This is a genomic window from Leptothoe spongobia TAU-MAC 1115 (genome assembly GCF_018739885.1).
GTDB classification, from domain to species: Bacteria; Cyanobacteriota; Cyanobacteriia; order Phormidesmidales; family Phormidesmidaceae; genus Leptothoe; species Leptothoe spongobia.
Map to the genome: position 1 here is coordinate 1 of NZ_JADOES010000066.1, position 17871 is coordinate 17871.

Annotated in this window: 16 protein-coding genes and 1 tRNA gene; 10 read left to right on the top strand and 7 right to left on the bottom strand. The window is 46.6% G+C overall.

The window, feature by feature from the left end:
- A partial coding sequence (locus IXB50_RS21135; RefSeq protein WP_215610982.1) for a Gfo/Idh/MocA family protein occupies positions 1 to 1261 on the top strand: 1261 nt, incomplete at its 5' end.
- A 52-nt stretch (positions 1262 to 1313) separates the two neighbouring features.
- Here the strand turns inward: IXB50_RS21135 and IXB50_RS21140 are convergent.
- The 3 genes from IXB50_RS21140 to IXB50_RS21150 all read right to left on the bottom strand — a co-directional run bounded on the left by IXB50_RS21140 (position 1314) and on the right by IXB50_RS21150 (position 4330).
- Positions 1314 to 1673, bottom strand: a complete 360-nt coding sequence (locus IXB50_RS21140) for a hypothetical protein (protein ID WP_215610983.1) — start codon at positions 1671 to 1673, stop codon at positions 1314 to 1316.
- A 190-nt stretch (positions 1674 to 1863) separates the two neighbouring features.
- On the bottom strand, positions 1864 to 2523 hold the full coding sequence (locus tag IXB50_RS21145; protein ID WP_215610984.1) for a hypothetical protein: 660 nt from the start codon (positions 2521 to 2523) through the stop codon (positions 1864 to 1866).
- Positions 2524 to 3400: 877 nt separating this feature from the next.
- A complete protein-coding gene (locus IXB50_RS21150; protein WP_215610985.1) occupies positions 3401 to 4330 on the bottom strand; it encodes a LysR family transcriptional regulator in 930 nt (309 codons plus the stop codon).
- 146 nt (positions 4331 to 4476) lie between these two features.
- On the opposite strand from IXB50_RS21150, the gene IXB50_RS21155 reads away from it, so the two are divergent.
- Positions 4477 to 5376 (top strand): aspartoacylase, encoded by a 900-nt coding sequence (locus IXB50_RS21155; protein WP_215610986.1) that lies wholly within the window; start codon positions 4477 to 4479, stop codon positions 5374 to 5376.
- A gap of 228 nt (positions 5377 to 5604) precedes the next feature.
- Positions 5605 to 6321 (top strand): hypothetical protein, encoded by a 717-nt coding sequence (locus IXB50_RS21160; protein ID WP_215610987.1) that lies wholly within the window; start codon positions 5605 to 5607, stop codon positions 6319 to 6321.
- A gap of 57 nt (positions 6322 to 6378) precedes the next feature.
- Here IXB50_RS21160 and IXB50_RS21165 read toward each other — a convergent pair whose 3' ends face one another.
- Together IXB50_RS21165 and IXB50_RS21170 are read right to left on the bottom strand one after the other, a co-directional pair.
- Positions 6379 to 7203 (bottom strand): queuosine precursor transporter, encoded by an 825-nt coding sequence (locus tag IXB50_RS21165; RefSeq protein WP_215610988.1) that lies wholly within the window; start codon positions 7201 to 7203, stop codon positions 6379 to 6381.
- Positions 7204 to 7260: 57 nt separating this feature from the next.
- The gene (locus IXB50_RS21170; RefSeq protein WP_215610989.1) at positions 7261 to 7755 is read right to left on the bottom strand and encodes a hypothetical protein; all 495 of its coding nucleotides are present in this window, start codon (positions 7753 to 7755) and stop codon (positions 7261 to 7263) included.
- A 321-nt stretch (positions 7756 to 8076) separates the two neighbouring features.
- On the opposite strand from IXB50_RS21170, the gene leuS reads away from it, so the two are divergent.
- The 5 genes from leuS to IXB50_RS21195 all read left to right on the top strand — a co-directional run bounded on the left by leuS (position 8077) and on the right by IXB50_RS21195 (position 14475).
- Positions 8077 to 10662 (top strand): leucine--tRNA ligase, encoded by a 2586-nt coding sequence (gene leuS, locus IXB50_RS21175; RefSeq protein WP_215610990.1) that lies wholly within the window; start codon positions 8077 to 8079, stop codon positions 10660 to 10662.
- Between the two features lie 245 nt (positions 10663 to 10907).
- Positions 10908 to 11228 (top strand): thioredoxin, encoded by a 321-nt coding sequence (gene trxA / locus IXB50_RS21180; RefSeq protein WP_215610991.1) that lies wholly within the window; start codon positions 10908 to 10910, stop codon positions 11226 to 11228.
- Positions 11229 to 11601: 373 nt separating this feature from the next.
- Positions 11602 to 12339 (top strand): aquaporin Z, encoded by a 738-nt coding sequence (gene aqpZ, locus IXB50_RS21185; protein WP_215610992.1) that lies wholly within the window; start codon positions 11602 to 11604, stop codon positions 12337 to 12339.
- Between the two features lie 826 nt (positions 12340 to 13165).
- On the top strand, positions 13166 to 13846 hold the full coding sequence (locus IXB50_RS21190) for a Crp/Fnr family transcriptional regulator (protein ID WP_215610997.1): 681 nt from the start codon (positions 13166 to 13168) through the stop codon (positions 13844 to 13846).
- 137 nt (positions 13847 to 13983) lie between these two features.
- Positions 13984 to 14475, top strand: coding sequence for a tellurite resistance TerB family protein (locus IXB50_RS21195; RefSeq protein WP_215610993.1), 492 nt, complete (start codon positions 13984 to 13986; stop codon positions 14473 to 14475).
- Positions 14476 to 14547: 72 nt separating this feature from the next.
- Here IXB50_RS21195 and nadA read toward each other — a convergent pair whose 3' ends face one another.
- Together nadA and IXB50_RS21205 are read right to left on the bottom strand one after the other, a co-directional pair.
- Entirely contained in the window at positions 14548 to 15504 is a 957-nt protein-coding gene (gene nadA, locus IXB50_RS21200; RefSeq protein ID WP_215610994.1) for a quinolinate synthase NadA, read from the bottom strand.
- 119 nt (positions 15505 to 15623) lie between these two features.
- Entirely contained in the window at positions 15624 to 16460 is an 837-nt protein-coding gene (locus IXB50_RS21205) for an HAD-IIB family hydrolase (RefSeq protein ID WP_215610995.1), read from the bottom strand.
- A 55-nt stretch (positions 16461 to 16515) separates the two neighbouring features.
- Between IXB50_RS21205 and IXB50_RS21210 the strand changes: the two genes are divergently transcribed.
- The gene (locus IXB50_RS21210) at positions 16516 to 17439 is read left to right on the top strand and encodes a TIGR04168 family protein (protein ID WP_215610996.1); all 924 of its coding nucleotides are present in this window, start codon (positions 16516 to 16518) and stop codon (positions 17437 to 17439) included.
- Between the two features lie 86 nt (positions 17440 to 17525).
- Positions 17526 to 17610 (top strand) — tRNA-Ser (locus IXB50_RS21215).
- Positions 17611 to 17871 lie beyond the last annotated feature (261 nt).

Consider the following 17871-nt stretch of genomic DNA (forward strand, 5'->3'; position numbering starts at 1 on the left):
TGTGTTTTTATTTGCTCTTTATCGCCTATTGCCGCTTCTTCGTACATCCCTCTCTACAAATTTGTACAAAGTCCAAATATTTATGATTACCTCCCCAAACCCGATCGCCCAACCCAATCACATTCGTTCCTCCATGAATGATCCCACCCGTCTTGGCATCGTTGGAGCCGGTAGCATTTCCCTGCGTGGTCTTTTGCCCCATTTAACCCAATCCGACGTAAACGATCGTGTCGTCGTCACCGCCATTTGCGACCCTGTCTTAGAGAGAGCCCAAGCCGCTGCCCAAAAATTTGGCGTAGATCATGCCTTTGCCACCCATGGAGACTTATTCACTTGTGGCCACGTCGATGCCGTCACCATTGCCTCCCCAATTGGATTCCATTACCAGCAGGGCAAACAAGCCATTGCCCAAGGACTGCACATCCATTTCAACAAAACCATGACCACCACGGTGGCAGAAGCCACTGAACTGATTGAATTGGCCCATCAACAAAACGTTAAAATTGTTGCTTCTCCTGGAGAAATGTTACGTCCCCTTTATCAACAGATACGACGCTTAATCTTAGAGGGAGCCTTAGGTACACCCACCTGGGCCATTGCGGGAGCAGCCTTTGGTCAATACCATGAGCAAGAATCAGTGCGCCAAGGAACAGACATCCTCTCCAATGTAAAACCTGATTGGTATTTTCGCGCTCCTGGCGGCGGACCACTCTACGACATGGCCGTATATGGACTTCATGTACTCACAGGCATCCTCGGCCCAGCCAAACGGGTCACCGCCCTATCCGGCACCCGCATTCCCGAGCGAGAATTTCACGGACGCATCATCCCCTGCAATGTGGACGACAATACCCTCATGCTGTTGGACTATGGTAATTCACTCTATGCGCTAGTCTATGGTGTGGCTGCCGGGGAACTACTCAAGGAACATGTGGGACAACCGATGATTTTTGGCACCCACGGAGTGATTTCTGGTCATTTACTCAACGGACAGCCGATTGAGTATCCAAATCGAATAGTGGACATACCCAATGCTAACTATTCCTTCCAACCCCATGTAGTCGGCAACCACCGCAGCATGGAAGAGGCCCATGTGTATGAGGACATTATGCAACTAATAGACTGGATTCGAGAGGATCGACCTAGCATTGTCACCGCAGAACATGCCTGCCATGTGATTGAGATTATCGAAGCCGCTTACCGGGCAGCTGAGACAGGCATAACCCAAAACCTTCAGACAACTTTTGAGTCTTTATCCTAAATCCGCATATCACATCCAGATGCAATCACCTCCATGCAAAAGAGGGAAGGTTTTATTCCTCCTCCTCACCGTCTCCTCCCAACTCAACGGCTAACTCAGCAGAGAATTTAGCAAATGCGACTAACGCTTCTAACTCATTCTTGTGGGGACCATCTTGACATTCCCCCCACGCCCATTCCCAAAACCAACTACCAGGACTATCACTGTCTTCAAATATCTCTAAGCCAGGAATAGCATCCGACACTTTAACTGGTATTTGCTCATAAGCCGCACGTTGAAAAATGCCACCAACTGCATCATTAATATCTAGCTGAGTTTCGTCGGGATCTTGGCTAGACGTCATTACCGCAATGGATTGAAGAAGCTCGGTAATATCTAGCTGAGTTTCGTCTGTACTTTGATTAGGATGCATTGCTATACCGACTCCAACACTAGGATTAAACTGCTAACGAAACACATTTCAATGCAAACATGCTGCCAATGACACAACATCGGCAGCATGTTTGCTAATTATTTGACAGTTGTAAACCACGTCCAAGTTGAAACCTGTAGTTTCTCCCACAGTAAAACGACCGTTCTGGACGTGGACAAGGTTTATATACTTAGCCTTTCACAGCTTTTGCAGACATGCTGTAGGTGCCACCGCGACCACGATACCACTCATTATCCCGTGCTCCTGCAGACAGAATATTTGAAATACGGCTGCGTGCTTTCAGGTACTGAGCCTTTGGCATATCATCTTCAAAAATAGCCGACATCACATCGGTAATCTTGAAGCTATTCTTCGGTTTGGCGTTTAACACATTAACCACAACATCCTGCAAACGCTGCTGACTATGTTCATCGAGCACATAACGCTGCCAACGAGCGGATCGACCGTCTGCTTTTTTGACTGGGGCAGATTTAACGGTTTTCGCCTTTCGTGTCTTAGCTAACTTAGCCTTGCGAGCGGTGCTCTTTGCTTTCGTTACCTTGGCGAGTTTAGCAGCTACAGTTTCTTCAACGACTACCTCATCTTCAGCTTCATCTGCATCTGCATCTGCATCTGCATCTGCATCTTCGTCATCTACGGGCTCATCAATGGGAGCGGCAACGACAGCGGATTGGCCGTTATCAACCACCGAACCATCAAACATTCCAATGACCGTCTGCAGACCTTTACGCTGCTCCTGAATATCAGCAAGTTGTTGCATTAATGCAGCTTCTTGTTCAGACAAGGCAGACTCAGCTTCTACAAGCTGGGGAAGCACAGTTATCGACATGTTCACGTTCCTCAAGTGTTCTAGGGTATAAAGGTGAAATAAATTTGCTTGCTAACCTATGGGACTAACCTATGGGACTAATGTATGTGACTCTAAAGGGTACTCAAGCATACAACAATCCTAGCATTTCACAACATAAACATAAAATTAATGAAATACTGATAGGTGAAAGTTTTCCCTAATCTTTCTTTTTCTCTACAATTCTCTGATCTCTGAACAGGATAAAATTCCAAATGCCTATCAATCCCTAAAATACATACATTATTATCTCAGCAATGAAATAGATCGAAGAAAGAAACCTCAAATCCTTATTCAATAGGCCTTTTGACATAAAAACATTGCCTGTTTGATTACCAGAACCAGATCTATTTCCATGAAAATCTCAGTTCGAGTTAAAGATATGCAGTGCCAGTCATACTGGAACTTTAGTAAGTCTGACACTAAGTAGGTTGGTCTAATCATTTATAAGATGGAATATCAGAAGTTTGACATCCTCGAATATGCCCCCAAACCCCCAATACTGGGGGCTTTGAGTATAGTCTCCCCCAGCATTGGGGGACGGAAGGGGGCCTCGGAGTCTGAAGCCTAATTTGGATAACCTACTTACGTCATAGTTTTATGGGAAATTTCTGGAATCAAAAACGAATCTAACTGAACCTGCATGATGACTCACGAGGGCTTACCCATAGCAATGGAGATATCCTCGATATGAATTGTGATAAGGGGCGCGGATCTTTTGCCAACCCATTAATTTAAATTGATTATAAGACTCAAACCCATGCCAAGTTGACAACCTACTGGTCATTGAGGGTTATCCCTGTAAGGAACAACAAGAAATAGTGACGATAACGACTCATTGCGTTTAGATTAGCTGATCTTAAGAGCCTGATAAGTTTTCAACAACGCTTAAGAAATTTCTCACGATAGCTGAGTTATTTTCAGCTTTCCTAACAGCAACAATTTCCAATGCTGGAGAGGGTTCTTTGATATCACGGTAAATTACTCCCGCACGTTGCAAATTTTTGACATTGGCTGGCAATAATGAAACCCCCATATTTCCGGCCACTAGACTCAAGACAGTTGTCATCCAGGCTGCTTCTTGTATCACGATGGGTTTACAAGAAGCACTGATACAAAGTTGATCAATTTGAGCGCGCAGGCCATGGAGTAGGGTGTGAGGAGGCAGTATAAAATTTTTCCCATCCAGTTCTATCAATGAAATGTACTTCTTTTTTGCCAGGGGATGCTTCTCAGGAAGAACTAGTACAAGTGATTCACTAATGACCAATGTGTCTAAAAATAGGTCACTATCTTCTTCGATGACATTCTGTAAGTTGTGTTTATGGAAAAAACCAACGTCGATTTGGTGGTTTTGCAACCATTCGATTTGCACATAGGATGCCAATTCATGCAGGACTAAATTGACATTGGAGAACTGTTCACGAAATGTTTGGATAATTTCAGGCAATTTACTGTTGGCAATGGAGGTGTTGATACCCACATCCAAACGTCCCCATTGTCCTGATTGTGCCTCTTTTGCCACGTCAACGGCTTTCTTGGTCTGCTCAATAATTTGCTCGGCTCTTGTCAAAAAGGCTTGTCCAGCCTCCGTTAATCCAAGGGGCCGAGTAGTGCGATCAAAGAGTTGGAAACCTAATCTCGATTCTAATCGCTTGATTTGTCGGCTCAGAAATCCCTGGTCAAGTTCTAGGGCCATGGCCGCTTGCAGGAACCCTTGGTGATTTTTGATTGCGATCGCATATTCCAGATGTCGAAACTCAAGTTCATGCCATCTTGCTGACTTCATAATTACTATGACACTACCGTCATATGAGTTTGTTAACAATGATTATTGTATCATTCTAGCTGACTCTATGCTGTTGTCATCTGAGCCTCTTGCTCAGGTGACTGAGAAGAGTCATGTTTGCTATGACAACAGGGGGAGATCAGTGCATGGATGCGATTAAACGGGTATTGCTAGTGGGCGGCACCCATGGCAATGAGCTAATTGGCATACATCTAGTCAGAAAGTTTGAGCACCGTCCAACGTTAGTCGCTAGATCTAGTTTTGAAACATTAACGCTACTGGGTAACCCTAGGGCCATAGAAAAAGGCTCACGCTACATCGATAAAGATCTGAACCGTTGTTTTGATTTTCAGGCAATACAGCAGAAACAACAGGGCCATTTGTATGAAATACAACGAGCTAGGGAGATTAGTCAAAAATTTGGTTCTGGGGGACAACTTCCGGTGGACTTGATTGTAGATCAGCACAGTACGACTGCTAATGCAGGAATTATGCTGATTTTGGATAGTTTGGATACATTTACTCTAAAGTTAGTCGCTTACCTGAATGCAATAAACCCTGACATCAAGATTTACAGTTCTGCTAAGTCTGGTCGCAAGCGGGATTCTTTGCGCTCAATCACCAACTATAGAATTTGTATCGAGGTCGGTCCCCTTGCCCATGGCACGCTACAGTCAGAGTTATTTCAGCAAACTGAGGCATTGGTGTATGGAACTTTAGATTATGTGGAACGTTACAACAATGGCAGCACGATATCGCTTGAGAAACAATCATTAACGCTTTATAACTACATTGGTATGGTCGATTATCCTAGAAATCAAATAGGTGATATTCAAGCAACCATTCACCCACAGCGTCAGTACCAAGATTACAAAGCGATGAATCCTGGCGATCCGATGTTTTTGACATTTGATGGGGGAACGATTACGTATCAAGGTGATACGACTGTATATCCTATTTTTATTAATGAGGCAGCGTATTACGAGAAGGGGATTGCCATGGTGCTGACTGAAAAACAAAACTACACTAATCGACACTTTGGATGATAATGGCGATTTGGTCAGCCTTTACCTTGCATTAGCAAGCTACAGCACAGAGAGTCTTTTGACTGCAGTTGTAGATGACGATGCTACCGACTTATTAACCCAGGTAGAATCCCTTAATATATTGCTACCTGGCTACTTCCCGCATGCCCACCATCTGAACAAATCTTTAAGGTTCCCCATATAATTTGGTAGCCTGGATTACACTTGAGCGATCCCAGGGTAACCATTATGCATTTACCGGTAAGCAAGAAACTCTTAATCCTAGCGGCTGGTGTTTTTGTAGTAGGCTTTTTGCCAAACTCTCAGCCAGTGCAGGCTCAAGCTAACGGCTGTGGCCCGGCTGGATTTGATTTTATTGTTCCGGATGGACCGTTTACATCAGCCTGCAACAGTCACGACCTGTGTTACGACGATGCTAGCGTTGATCAGGGAGAATGCGATCGCAGATTCCAATCCGACATGCACACCATCTGCGAACAAAACTATTCCGGTGGCCAAGTCGGTCCCTGTAAAGCTATTGCCGACTACTATTACCGCACCGTCACCAACTTTGGAGAAGTCTTTATCACCCTGGATAATCGCAACATCTCAGGCGAGATTGTCTCCGTCAATGCCCGCCGCATTGACGGATGGTGGGGAGACGATGAATTCGAAGCCTGCGTTACCTTTAAAAATAACGGTGACATCAACACCGAATACGACCTCCAGCTTTATAGCGCTAGCGGCACCCTAATCGATACAGAACCCGACACCTATGAAGTCAACCTCCAAGTGGGAGAAAGTACCCAAGAATGTGTGGGAACAAATTGGATTTCTCCATCCATTAGTGACTTGGGGAGCCAGTACAAAATTGTCCTACGAGTAGATGCTCCGCAACAAAGTTTGCTGGCTAATCTGGTCAATGATTTTGTTTCCGTAGATTGGCATGTGAGTAATACCCCCTAGACATCCGTAGGTAAAACAACAACAATGATTCTTGACTGGAGTCAGGCCCCTCAATGGTTACTGTCGCTCCGTAGGAGTAGACACAGACGATGATGGTTCAAAAGCTGGAGCCTCTAACTGTAGATATTTTGATAGCCAATACACACTTACGTAAAACGGTCCTGTATCCAGCAGTGCTGCCACGAGCTTAAACGCATAACCATAGCCAATAAACAACAATAGCTGGGGCCATAGACCTCGGGCTGGATCAATCGGCAATACACCTGCCAAAAAATGAGTAATCAGCACGACCGCCGATGTGTCCACCAGCTGACTTAGCAGCGTTGAACCGTTGTTTCTCAGCCAAAGATATTTTCCCTGGGTTAACTCCTTCCAAAAGTGAAATAACTGCACATCCACAAATTGAGCTGTGAGATAAGCAATCATTGAAGCCGTAACTGCGCCAAATGTCAGATTACGAATCTCGAAGAAAACAGGTACTCGACCTGCTGCATCTCTTACCAGTTCTCCCGTAGTCGGATTAATCGCCTCAAAACCAGGCAAGATGCCCCCCAACCAAACAATAAAAACCACCCATAGGTTGAGCAGCAGTCCAACCCACACCACCTGATTTGCCCGCGTACGGCCATACAGCTCTGAAATCAAGTCGGTACACAAAAAAGTCAGCGGATAGGGCAACACCCCAACCGCCACTGTTACAGCAAAATCATGCCAGGTAAAAATGTTAACAAATCGACTAATCCCCAGAATATTTAGCATGCCTAAAGTACCGAGGAACAACCCTGCTAGCACTAGAAAAACAACGGCACGACGTTCCTGAATATATTCGGGCACAGAATTAGAGACAACGTCAGGGGGCGAATCTTTTACGCTGGCTATCATAGATATTGCAGAAAAAAGTTGGGGCTATATGGTGAAGAAAACGAAATCTTGTTCATGCTAATCAGTACCGCCCCACGTCCATCGAGGATTTCCCTCACGCATACCCTGATAAATAATCACAGAGGTAAACCCATTGGGATCGCTCACCCCAGTCATATCCAAAATTGCTTTGGCTTGACCATCACTGATCTGCACCCGAATATACGAATGTCCCTGAAAATCTTCGCCGTCTAAACTGACAATCCCTGCTGTCGCCTCACAGTCGGCATATTCCGGCTTCAGCGTGCCAACCCAGGTCACTGTAAAGTCATCCACCTGGGCAACACTAATATCAGTGGCAATCTCCCTCAACTGGATCATCCCGTCAGTGGCATATCCCCCTGGGGAGTAGGGTTGAAGTGTTTCATAGGCAACCAGCTGTTCGGGACAACCTGCCGCTGACTCAAGGCTTGGCAACACCGTTAGATCCGCTTTCCTGGCGAGTGCAGTTGCTCCTAAATTAGTTAAAAAGCTCAGGGGCAATGCCCACAATAATGCTTTGCTCAGATTCATGGATAATCCTTAAATCGTTAGTCAGTGCTCTCTTTATATAGCTAATAAGGAAATTTGTAGCATTCAACTTGAATCTATAAAGCTCCAGTATTAATGAAAACGCATTTTTCATTTTTTGCGTTTTCTTGGATTATTGATTGACGTAGGGGCGTTGCATGCAACGCCCCTACGTCAAATATTTTTAGTCTGATGCAGCACCAATGCCATCCAGATGGGCAACAGACGACTAGAATTGATTAGGCAATTCTGCAAAGGCTGCCGAAAGTGGCTAACCGCAGATGTATCCAGTAAAACGTATTTAATCAGAAGGGGAAATCAAACGTGGAGTCTCGATATAATCCAGCAGACATCGAGAAAAAGTGGCAGCAGCAGTGGGTAGACCAGGGTCTAGACAAGACGCCTGCCACCCCTGGGCAGAAAAAGTTCTATGCCCTGTCCATGTTCCCCTACCCCTCTGGCAATCTGCACATGGGCCATGTACGCAACTACACCATTACGGATGTAATTGCTCGTGTGCGCCGGATGCAGGGCTATAACGTACTTCACCCCATGGGCTGGGATGCGTTTGGTCTACCGGCAGAAAATGCGGCCATTGATCGGGGGATTCCACCAGCCAAATGGACCTATCAGAATATTGGCCAAATGCGAGAACAGCTGAAAGAGCTGGGTCTCTCCTATGACTGGGAGCGGGAAGTGGCCACCTGTTCGCCCGATTATTACCGTTGGACCCAGTGGATCTTTTTGCAGTTCTACGAAGCGGGTCTGGCTTATCAGAAAGAAGCTGCTGTTAACTGGGACCCTATTGACCAAACCGTACTCGCCAATGAACAGGTGGATAGTGACGGTAAGTCCTGGCGTTCAGGTGCGAAGGTTGAGCGCAAGCTCTTGCGTCAGTGGTTCCTCAAGATTACGGACTACGCCGATCAGCTATTGGCCGATCTCGATAAGCTCAGCGGTTGGCCTGAGCGGGTAAAGACAATGCAGGCCAACTGGATTGGTAAGTCCACTGGAGCCCACGTGGTATTTTCCACCGAGGACGGTGACGACATCAAAATCTATACCACTCGTCCAGATACGCTCTGGGGCGCATCCTTTATGGTGCTCTCGCCGGAGCATCCGTTGGTGGAAAAGCTGACCACAGCTGATCAGTCTGATGCCATTAAGGCCTATCAGGATATGGCAGCGGGCATGAGCGAAATGGACCGCACCGCTGAAAACCGTGAGAAGACTGGCGTATGGACCGGCAGCTATGCCATTAACCCAGTCAACGAGCAGAAAATCCCCATTTGGATCGCTGACTACGTATTGATGGACTACGGGACCGGGGCAATTATGGCGGTACCGGCCCATGACCAGCGAGACTTTGAATTTGCGCGGAAGTTTGATTTACCGATTCAGGTGGTGGTGCAACCCGAAGGTGAAGTCTTGGACGCAGCCGCGATGGAGGAAGCGTATCCCCATGATGGTGTCATGGTTAACTCGGGTCCCCTCGATGGTATTCCTGCTGGTAAGGGCAAAGGTCAGAGTGTAGCCGCCGCAATTAAATGGTTGACAGAGCACAAGAAGGGTGAAGGCACTGCCAACTATCGCTTACGTGATTGGTTGATTTCTCGTCAGCGTTATTGGGGAGTGCCTATCCCGATGATTTACTGTGACAGCTGTGGCACGGTACCGGTACCTGATGATCAGCTGCCCGTAGAGCTACCAGTAGATGTGGAGTTTAGCGCCCGTGGTGGTTCTCCCCTGGCCAAGATGGCAGACTGGATTAACTGTAAGTGTCCTAGCTGTGGCACGGATGCTAAGCGCGAAACGGACACGATGGATACGTTTATTGATTCATCGTGGTACTTTTTACGCTATGCCGATGCGAAAAATGAAGCGTTGCCTTTTGAGAAGGACAAGGCTGATGACTGGTTAGCGGTGGATCAATATGTCGGCGGGATTGAGCATGCGATTTTGCATTTGTTGTATTCGCGGTTCTTTACGAAGGTATTGCGCGATCGCAACCTAGTCTCCATCGACGAACCCTTCCAACGACTACTCACCCAGGGCATGGTTCAATCCATGACCTACAAAAATCCCGTCACCGGCAAGTACATCGCCCCCAGTGACGTCACCGACCTCAACGATCCCAAAGATCCCGAAACCGGTGACCCGCTTCAGGTGTTCTACGAAAAAATGTCCAAGTCCAAGTACAACGGCGTCGAACCTCGTGTGGTACTCGACAAATATGGTGCTGATACTGCCCGTATGTTTATCCTGTTCAAAGCGCCTCCTGAGAAGGATCTTGAATGGGACGATGCTGATGTGGAGGGCCAGTTCCGATTCTTAAACCGAGTCTGGCTCTTGGTTACCGGCTTTGCCGCAAACCAAGGTAGCAAAGCACGGGTTACCCATGTAGAGCAAAACAGTCTAAGTAAAACTGATAAAGATTTACGCCGTGCAATTCACATCGCCATCAAAGAGGTCTCAGAAGATGTGGAAGCAGGCTACCAGTTCAACACAGCAGTTTCTGAGCTAATGAAGCTGAGCAATGCCCTCAAAGATGCCAAGCAGCAAGACAGCGATGTCTATGCTGAGGGTATTCAGTCCCTCGTCCTCCTGCTAGCTCCCTTTGCTCCCCATATTGCCGAAGAACTTTGGCAACAGTTAGGTTTTAGCGAATCAGTACATCGTCAGAGCTGGCCCACGTTTGAGCAGACGGCCCTAGTCGCCGATGAGATTACCCTAGTCATTCAAATCAAGGGCAAAACCCGAGGCACTATTTCGGTCCCTGCTAGTGCTAGTAAAGACGAGCTAGCACAATATGCCCGTGATTCTGATATCGCCAAGAAACATCTTGAAGGCAAGGAGATTAAGAAGGTAATTGTCGTACCTGGCAAGCTCGTAAATTTTGTTGCCATTTAACCTGACGACAGCAACTGACGACAGCAGGGCTAAGCATCTGTAAAGCACAAATCCTCCCTAGCTCCCTCCGCTTTCCCTGTCATCTACTCTTCCATGACGCCCCTGTAACATCCATCCATTCCTGAGGGATGTTACAGGGAATACTTGACATCAATGGTAATTAGGTGAATTTACCTGACGTTGGTTATGATTGTCAGAGTGCCAGCGATCGTTGGTCATGTCGAAACTTTGGAGCATTTCCCACTATGGCTGCTGAATACATTCCAGATGAGGCCGCTCTCGATAATTTACTCACCAGCCAGCCAATGGTAGTCATGGACTGCACAGCTTCCTGGTGTGGTCCTTGTAAGTTAGTTGCCCCACTAATGGATCAACTAGCTGACGAATATGGAGACAAAGTCACCGTTGTTAAACTCGACATTGACAACAATAAGTCTGTTGCTAAAAGATTTGGTATCAAGAGCATTCCTGCCGTCTTGTTCTTCAAACAAGGAGAACAAGTCGATACAGTAATCGGAGCAAAGCCCTATAGCGAGTTTAGTGCGGCACTAGCAAAGTATCTATAGCCAGTAGACGCCCTTTTGCATAGTTCTTGAGATCAGTCAAAATATTCGATCATCTTACCCACAGGATATCTGTCTTGCGGGTAAGATTGTTTTCTAAATTTATCCAATGCCATAAACTTACAGCAAGTTGCGACAATGTTCTGATAGAAACTTCCGCCACTTAGCTCAAACGATTCTTTTTCAATCCCCATAGACTTAGTAAACATCTCAGCTAGATAAGTAGGTTTACGGCTGTTGTCTGCATCTATAAATATATCTAGATCCGTGCAGATGCTGGTAAAGCTCTGGTTATTTCTGTTCACCTTAGACAAGTTTTGTTTAGAGGACAGATTCTATCTGTGCTGGATTCACCCAAACGTTTGAGAAGAAGTTTATGAATTTAACAAAGCGCTGTATCGCTGAAGCCATAGGTACCATGTGGCTAGTGCTGGGTGGCTGTGGAAGTGCTGTTCTAGCTGCCGTCTTTACCGCTGGCGAATACAACATTGGCATTGGTCTCGTCGGTGTTTCCCTGGCTTTTGGCTTAACCGTTATGACCATGGCCTATGCCATTGGTCATATTTCAGGTTGTCATCTCAACCCAGCCGTTTCATTTGGCCTGTGGGCCTGTAAGCGATTTCCTAGCTCAGAGCTACTGCCTTATATCATTGCCCAAGTCATTGGAGCCATCATTGGGGCTGGCATCATTATGATCATTGCTAGCGGTCAGGCTGGTTTTGAGTTAATTGGATCTAACCCTCTAGCAACGAACGGATTTGGAGCCCACTCCCCCGGTGGCTACTCTCTTATAGCCTGCTTAGTCACCGAAATCGTCATGACCTTCATGTTCCTGATGATTATTTTAGGTGCCACCGATAGCAGAGCTCCCAAAGGGTTTGCGCCCATTGCCATTGGTCTTGGCCTAACCCTGATTCATCTAATCAGTATTCCTGTCACAAATACCTCAGTGAATCCTGCCCGTAGCCTGGGGCCTGCCCTATTTGCCGGAAGCGCCCTCCTATCTCAAGTCTGGCTATTTTGGGTTGCACCGATTTTAGGTGCCTTACTAGCAGGGTTTGTTTATAACTCTGTATTTGAACCTAACCGTGATACCGTTCGCGAACTTACCTGATTTTTAGACATTTAATGGATAGACCTACACTCAATGCAGCCTGATAGGGCATCGCATTAGTGGTCTTTATTCACCCAAACCGCCTCATGGGTTAATCAACCCCTGAGGCGGTTTTCAAGTGCCTATAAGCCATCGAATACAACCGCCAAAACCGATAATTCAGCCATTTTCTCAAGTAAACCTCAGCTAGATAGCGTAAACACTCTCCTATTAACAGCACTAAACTAGGGTTATATCAGCTAGACGAGTGAATTTCCGATTAATCACATCTTTTCTCGCTAGACATCGGTCTGGTTGGTGTTCCCTTTATTTATCTTTAACAGGTAACGCATTTGTGTTATTTAAAACTCCCAACGAGCTATTTTGCTCATTGGGAGTTTTTTTAGTTATGCAGTTTCTACAAACACTGCACTATAAGCATTACAGTGCTGCACCAGTTGGCATAGTGATCTATCAAATTCCTTAAATATACTGAAACCCAATCAGGGGCTTGTATATTTTGGCAACACGCGTTTTCTAAGGTCATTACCTCACGTTAGCCCCCGCCCATGTGAGTTAGCCCGTATCCCAGACAGCGTGTGTACCCCAATCAAGCTGGGTAAACTAAAAGGCGTAACATAAACATTGTCCTCGTACCAAAAACTACGGGTACGTATCCTTAACTCCCAGCAGCTAATTCCGTATCCCCACTTAATTCTTTGTTGAACTTTATCGATTTTTTAACAAACACGGAGAGTATCAAAGAAAATACGTCCACCACAATTTTTGTGGCATTGCTGCTCACTCGTAGGTCTACTATATGACTACACTTACCCTGAAAAAGTCCATGCGGCCCGATCTCCTAAGTGATTTATTTCCCCTATTTAATGCCGCAAATCCTGACACTTTAACTGGTCTGCTATCTGCAGCTAGTGAGCTTACCTACCCAGCAGGTCGAACGGTTCTAATGGAGGACTCCTGGGGCAATGCCATTTATCTGATTGTGGCTGGCTGGATCAAAGTACGTCATGACACAGGCGGTGGCTATGTTACCCTGGCCGTATTGGGTAAAGGTGATTTCTTTGGAGAAATGGCCATCTTAGACGAATCCCCTCGCTCCACCGATGTCGTCGCTCTATCACCCGTGAAACTGCTGAGTATTCCCGCCCAGCACTTTATTGACACTCTATTTAAGGATCATCATCTGCATCATCGTATGTTACAGCTGATGGTTCAGCGGCTACGCCAGACTAATGGCCATTTTCAGCTTCGTCGCAAACCTTCTGCAGTGAAGCTAGCCCATACCCTAATAGCCTTGGCAGAGGCCTACGGGGAGAACAAAGATACCATTCCAGAAATCTTTAACTTAGCGATCGAGGATCTCGCTGCCGTCGCTGATATCCCCAAGGATGACGCCGCTAAAATCATGGAAAAACTGCGGGAAAAGGACTGGGTTATCACCAGCTCCAATAGCCAAGCGCTACAGTTAAAAGGATTTCATCATCTAACTCAGCTGGCACAAAAGTAATTCTGATAGTTAGTCCTTGGATAGGACGCAAAAATCTAGTTACAAATTATTGCCACATATTGAAAAAAAGCTTGCTCTCCAAAGGCGTATCGAGGAGTTAGACAGATACTTAAGGGGCTGTGCCACACTGGATTTTCATGGGTACCCAACTGCCTCCTTCCATTACCCCACGTCAGATGAATCTGCTACGCATCGTGTTAGCACTGGCATGGGCTGATGGCAGCCTAGCCAAAGAAGAAGCTGATGTGATGCTCACCAACTTCAGCCAGGTTTTTGCCACCACACCGGCAGGCCAAGAAGCTGCCAAACAGGAACTTCGAAGCTATCTGGTACAGGATATTCCCCTAGAGGAGTTAGTGCCCAAACTCACCACCCAAACAGAAAAGGAATTCGTCCTGCGCTTGGGCTATGAGGTCATTAGTGCCAGTGCTCGTACTCCAGACGAAGACCTGATCAACCAAGATGAACAGGCTATTTATCAAAAATTAGTAGAGCTACTCGATTTACCCACCACCACCGTCGAGCGAATTGAGCAGTCTGCTCAAACAGCCTTAGGGCAAAATCAAGCCAAAGGGAGTAATGTGGTGGATTTGCTGACTTATCAACTGCGGGAGCATTTGAGCATTTAGAGCTTAATGGCTAAATAGGGAGATATCCAACTTACCCCCATGACTACCCCCACCCAATCTTTTCCCTCACCTCTAAGCACTCATCGTCAACATACGCTGAATCGGCAATAGAGCCTGTTTCTGAATATCTGCAGGCAGGGTAATTTCTGGAGTGCGATTTTTCATGGCCAGATAAAGTTTTTCCAGGGTGTTTAGCCGCATATGGGGGCACTCGTTGCACTGGCAATTAGCATCTGGAGGCGCAGGGATAAATAGCTTGTTAGGGACCTGCTTCTCCATTTGATGGATAATGCCAGACTCTGTGACCACAATAAACTGTTCAGTTTCACTGTTTTCTACATACTTGAGCAAAGCGGTTGTCGAACCAATAAAGTTGGCATGGCGCAAAATAGCCTCTTCACATTCAGGGTGGGCCACAATTTCAGCATTGGGATGCTCCATCTTGAGCTGCAGCATCTTCTTTTCTGAAAAGGTTTCATGCACAATGCAGCTACCCTGCCATAGCACCAGGTCCCGTCCCGTTTGAGCGGCAACGTAGCGCCCCAAATTACGATCTGGGGCAAAAATAATCGGTTGTTCTGGTGGAATCTGATTTACAAGCTTCACCGCATTTGAGCTGGTACAAATGATGTCGCTCATAGCCTTGATCTCAGCCGTGCAATTGATATAGGACACCACAATATGATCAGGGTGCGCCGCCTTGAACTTGGCAAACTCTACCGGTGGACAGCTATCGGCCAGCGAACATCCCGCGTCTAGATCGGGTAAAAGCACCAATTTGTCAGGGTTCAAAATTTTGGCCGTCTCAGCCATAAAGTGCACCCCAGCAAATACAATCACCTCAGCATCGGTAGCGGCAGCCTTTTGGGACAACCCCAATGAGTCACCGATATAGTCGGCAATATCCTGAATATCTGGCTCTTGATAGTAATGGGCCAACACAATAGCATTCAGCTCTTTTTTGAGAGCCTCAATAGCACTAAAAAGATCCTTAGGTAGAGCAGCAGGTGCAGAAGCGGTTGTGAACATAGGGATGGCTATTTTTTGGTCTCAGGCTAAATTTCCAATCCATTCAATTATAGTTAATTTAACCATAACTGTCAGCCAATACCGTGATGGTTTAATCAATTCCTCGATTGCTCACTGTCTTAACTTTGCAGTGCAACGTCAAATTTCTGACAAATTGCGGTAACGGCTTCTACCCAACCTTCGGGGGCGGGTACAGGTGCGATGTCCCAACCCCGATCGCCTAACTGAGGATGGGGACCGTTGAGGCCCGGTAGCACAACTGGATGATCGACATGTGCCAACATATCTATGTCATTTGGGCTATTGCCCAGTCCAATGGTGACGATGGTTTCATCGGTCGGCAAAATGCTTTGATATAGAGCGACCAGGCGTTCTACGGCATTGCCTTTGCCAGCATCTGGACCAATTAGATGGGAAAAGCGATCGCCGACAACGACTTTGAAACCAACCGCTTCAACGGCTTCAACAATTTGCTCAGAGGTGACGGCCTTTGGTGTGATAAACGGCTCGCTAAACTCACGAGCTTTGGCTTCTTGAGCATCCTTGGCCGAAAGCCCCGTATATCTTTGCAATCGATTGATGGTCATGTCGCCAAAGCCTAACAAGGAATGCTGCAGCTCATTAGCGATCACCCGTAGACCTGCCCGTGCCTGTACATAGGGGCATCCCAAATCGACCACATAGTAATCACCTTCTCGCTCACCCGGCGGCTTATTAAAAGGATTATGATTAACTTCAACAAAAATGGCACTGCCATTCTCGGTCACAAACGGATCGCTTAAGCCTACATCCTGACGCAGGGTAGCCACTTCAACCCTGGTCTTACTGGTTACAGGCACCACTGGAATCTTTAATGACTTTAATTGCTGGATAATGGGCACGGTCACTGCATAGTCATAGGTTTCACTATTGAGAAGTGTGCCGTCGAGGTCGGTAAAAATAATCAACTGGGTCATAGGAAGTAAACGTGCCTTGGACCAATCAGAACATGTTTAGATTAAACAACGATTTATGACGCTGGTAGAGATAAATAAAATTGACGCTGGTGTGGTCGCCGCCAAATCAGTAACGATTGCCATTGTGGGAGATGTTCATGACCAGTGGAGTGGTGCGGATACTCAGGCCCTGGAATCTCTGGGTGTGGACTTGGCTCTGTTTGTGGGGGATTTTGGCAATGAATCTGTCTCTATCGTTCAACAGATAGCCGCTGTCTCCGTGCCTAAAGCCGTGATTCTGGGAAATCATGATGCATGGTACACGGCCAGCAAAGTTAATCGGAAAAAGTGTCCCTATGACCAAACTAAGGAGGATCGGGTTCAGCAACAGTTAGATGCCCTGGGGGATTGCCATGTGGGATTTGGCAAATTGGAAGTCCCTGACTGTAAGCTTACTGTCGTAGGCGCACGCCCCTACAGCTGGGGAGGGACTCGGTGGCGTCATGGACAGTTTTATCAAGAGCGTTGTGGCGTTAGTAGCTTTGCCGAGTCGACGGCTAAAATCTGTGACTCTATCGATGCGGCCAAACAAAATACATTGATTTTGCTGGGGCATAACGGTCCGGCTGGTTTGGGCGATCAGATGCACCATATCTGCGGGCGAGATTGGAAACGGAGTGGTGGGGATTATGGTGATCCGGATTTTGCGGATGCGATCGCACATGCCCACCACTCAAATCGTCAAGTTCCCCTGGTGGTCTTTGGCCACATGCACCACGAACTCAAACATGACAAAACGCGCCTACGAGATCGTGTCGTCGTTGATCACCATGACACTGTCTATGTAAATGGGGCTCAGGTCCCCAGAGTGCTTAAAACCGCCAGCACCTGGCAGTGTAGCTTTACCCTGGTCACCCTAGCAGCAGGCAAGGTGCAAACAGTGCGATTAGTTTGGGTGAATGCTACAGCAACCCTTGTCTCTGAGGAATACCTTTATTGAAAAACTCAACACATGACTAGACGCATGGATGAATTTGGGCTAGCATAGCTGGTGCTTCTAGCTAATGTACAGAAGCAGTTTCACCTGGAGAGGTGGCAGAGTGGTCGAATGCGCTCGACTTGAAATCGAGTGAGCCGCAAGGTTCCGAGGGTTCGAATCCCTCCCTCTCCGTTATACATTTCAACGGTTTCACGGCTTTTTGCCTGGGTTTTTCCCAAGCAATGAGGACAGCTGTATGCAGTAAAAATGCCCTATTTTCTTGCATAATTAGTGCAAAACTAGTGCAAGGATTTTGGGCATGGATAAGGTCGATCAAGCCATTGAAAAGGTTAACCAGGGTCTAATACCAATTTGCGGCTGAAAGCGTTATTCTGAGGAGGTAGAAATTTTCACATTATTGTCAGACATTATGGCCAGAGTTAGTCGTGTGAA

Bases quoted from the DNA above. Each gene is read 5' to 3' on its own strand.
- IXB50_RS21140 (WP_215610983.1), bottom strand. From the start codon at position 1,673: ATGCATCCTAATCAAAGTACAGACGAAACTCAGCTAGATATTACCGAG.
- IXB50_RS21170 (WP_215610989.1), bottom strand. From the start codon at position 7,755: ATGAATCTGAGCAAAGCATTATTGTGGGCATTGCCCCTGAGCTTTTTA.
- nadA (WP_215610994.1), bottom strand. From the start codon at position 15,504: ATGTTCACAACCGCTTCTGCACCTGCTGCTCTACCTAAGGATCTTTTT.
- IXB50_RS21165 (WP_215610988.1), bottom strand. From the start codon at position 7,203: ATGATAGCCAGCGTAAAAGATTCGCCCCCTGACGTTGTCTCTAATTCT.
- IXB50_RS21145 (WP_215610984.1), bottom strand. From the start codon at position 2,523: ATGTCGATAACTGTGCTTCCCCAGCTTGTAGAAGCTGAGTCTGCCTTG.
- aqpZ (WP_215610992.1), top strand. From the start codon at position 11,602: ATGAATTTAACAAAGCGCTGTATCGCTGAAGCCATAGGTACCATGTGG.
- IXB50_RS21190 (WP_215610997.1), top strand. From the start codon at position 13,166: ATGCGGCCCGATCTCCTAAGTGATTTATTTCCCCTATTTAATGCCGCA.
- IXB50_RS21210 (WP_215610996.1), top strand. From the start codon at position 16,516: ATGACGCTGGTAGAGATAAATAAAATTGACGCTGGTGTGGTCGCCGCC.
- IXB50_RS21195 (WP_215610993.1), top strand. From the start codon at position 13,984: ATGGGTACCCAACTGCCTCCTTCCATTACCCCACGTCAGATGAATCTG.
- IXB50_RS21155 (WP_215610986.1), top strand. From the start codon at position 4,477: ATGGATGCGATTAAACGGGTATTGCTAGTGGGCGGCACCCATGGCAAT.
- trxA (WP_215610991.1), top strand. From the start codon at position 10,908: ATGGCTGCTGAATACATTCCAGATGAGGCCGCTCTCGATAATTTACTC.
- IXB50_RS21160 (WP_215610987.1), top strand. From the start codon at position 5,605: ATGCATTTACCGGTAAGCAAGAAACTCTTAATCCTAGCGGCTGGTGTT.
- IXB50_RS21205 (WP_215610995.1), bottom strand. From the start codon at position 16,460: ATGACCCAGTTGATTATTTTTACCGACCTCGACGGCACACTTCTCAAT.
- IXB50_RS21150 (WP_215610985.1), bottom strand. From the start codon at position 4,330: ATGAAGTCAGCAAGATGGCATGAACTTGAGTTTCGACATCTGGAATAT.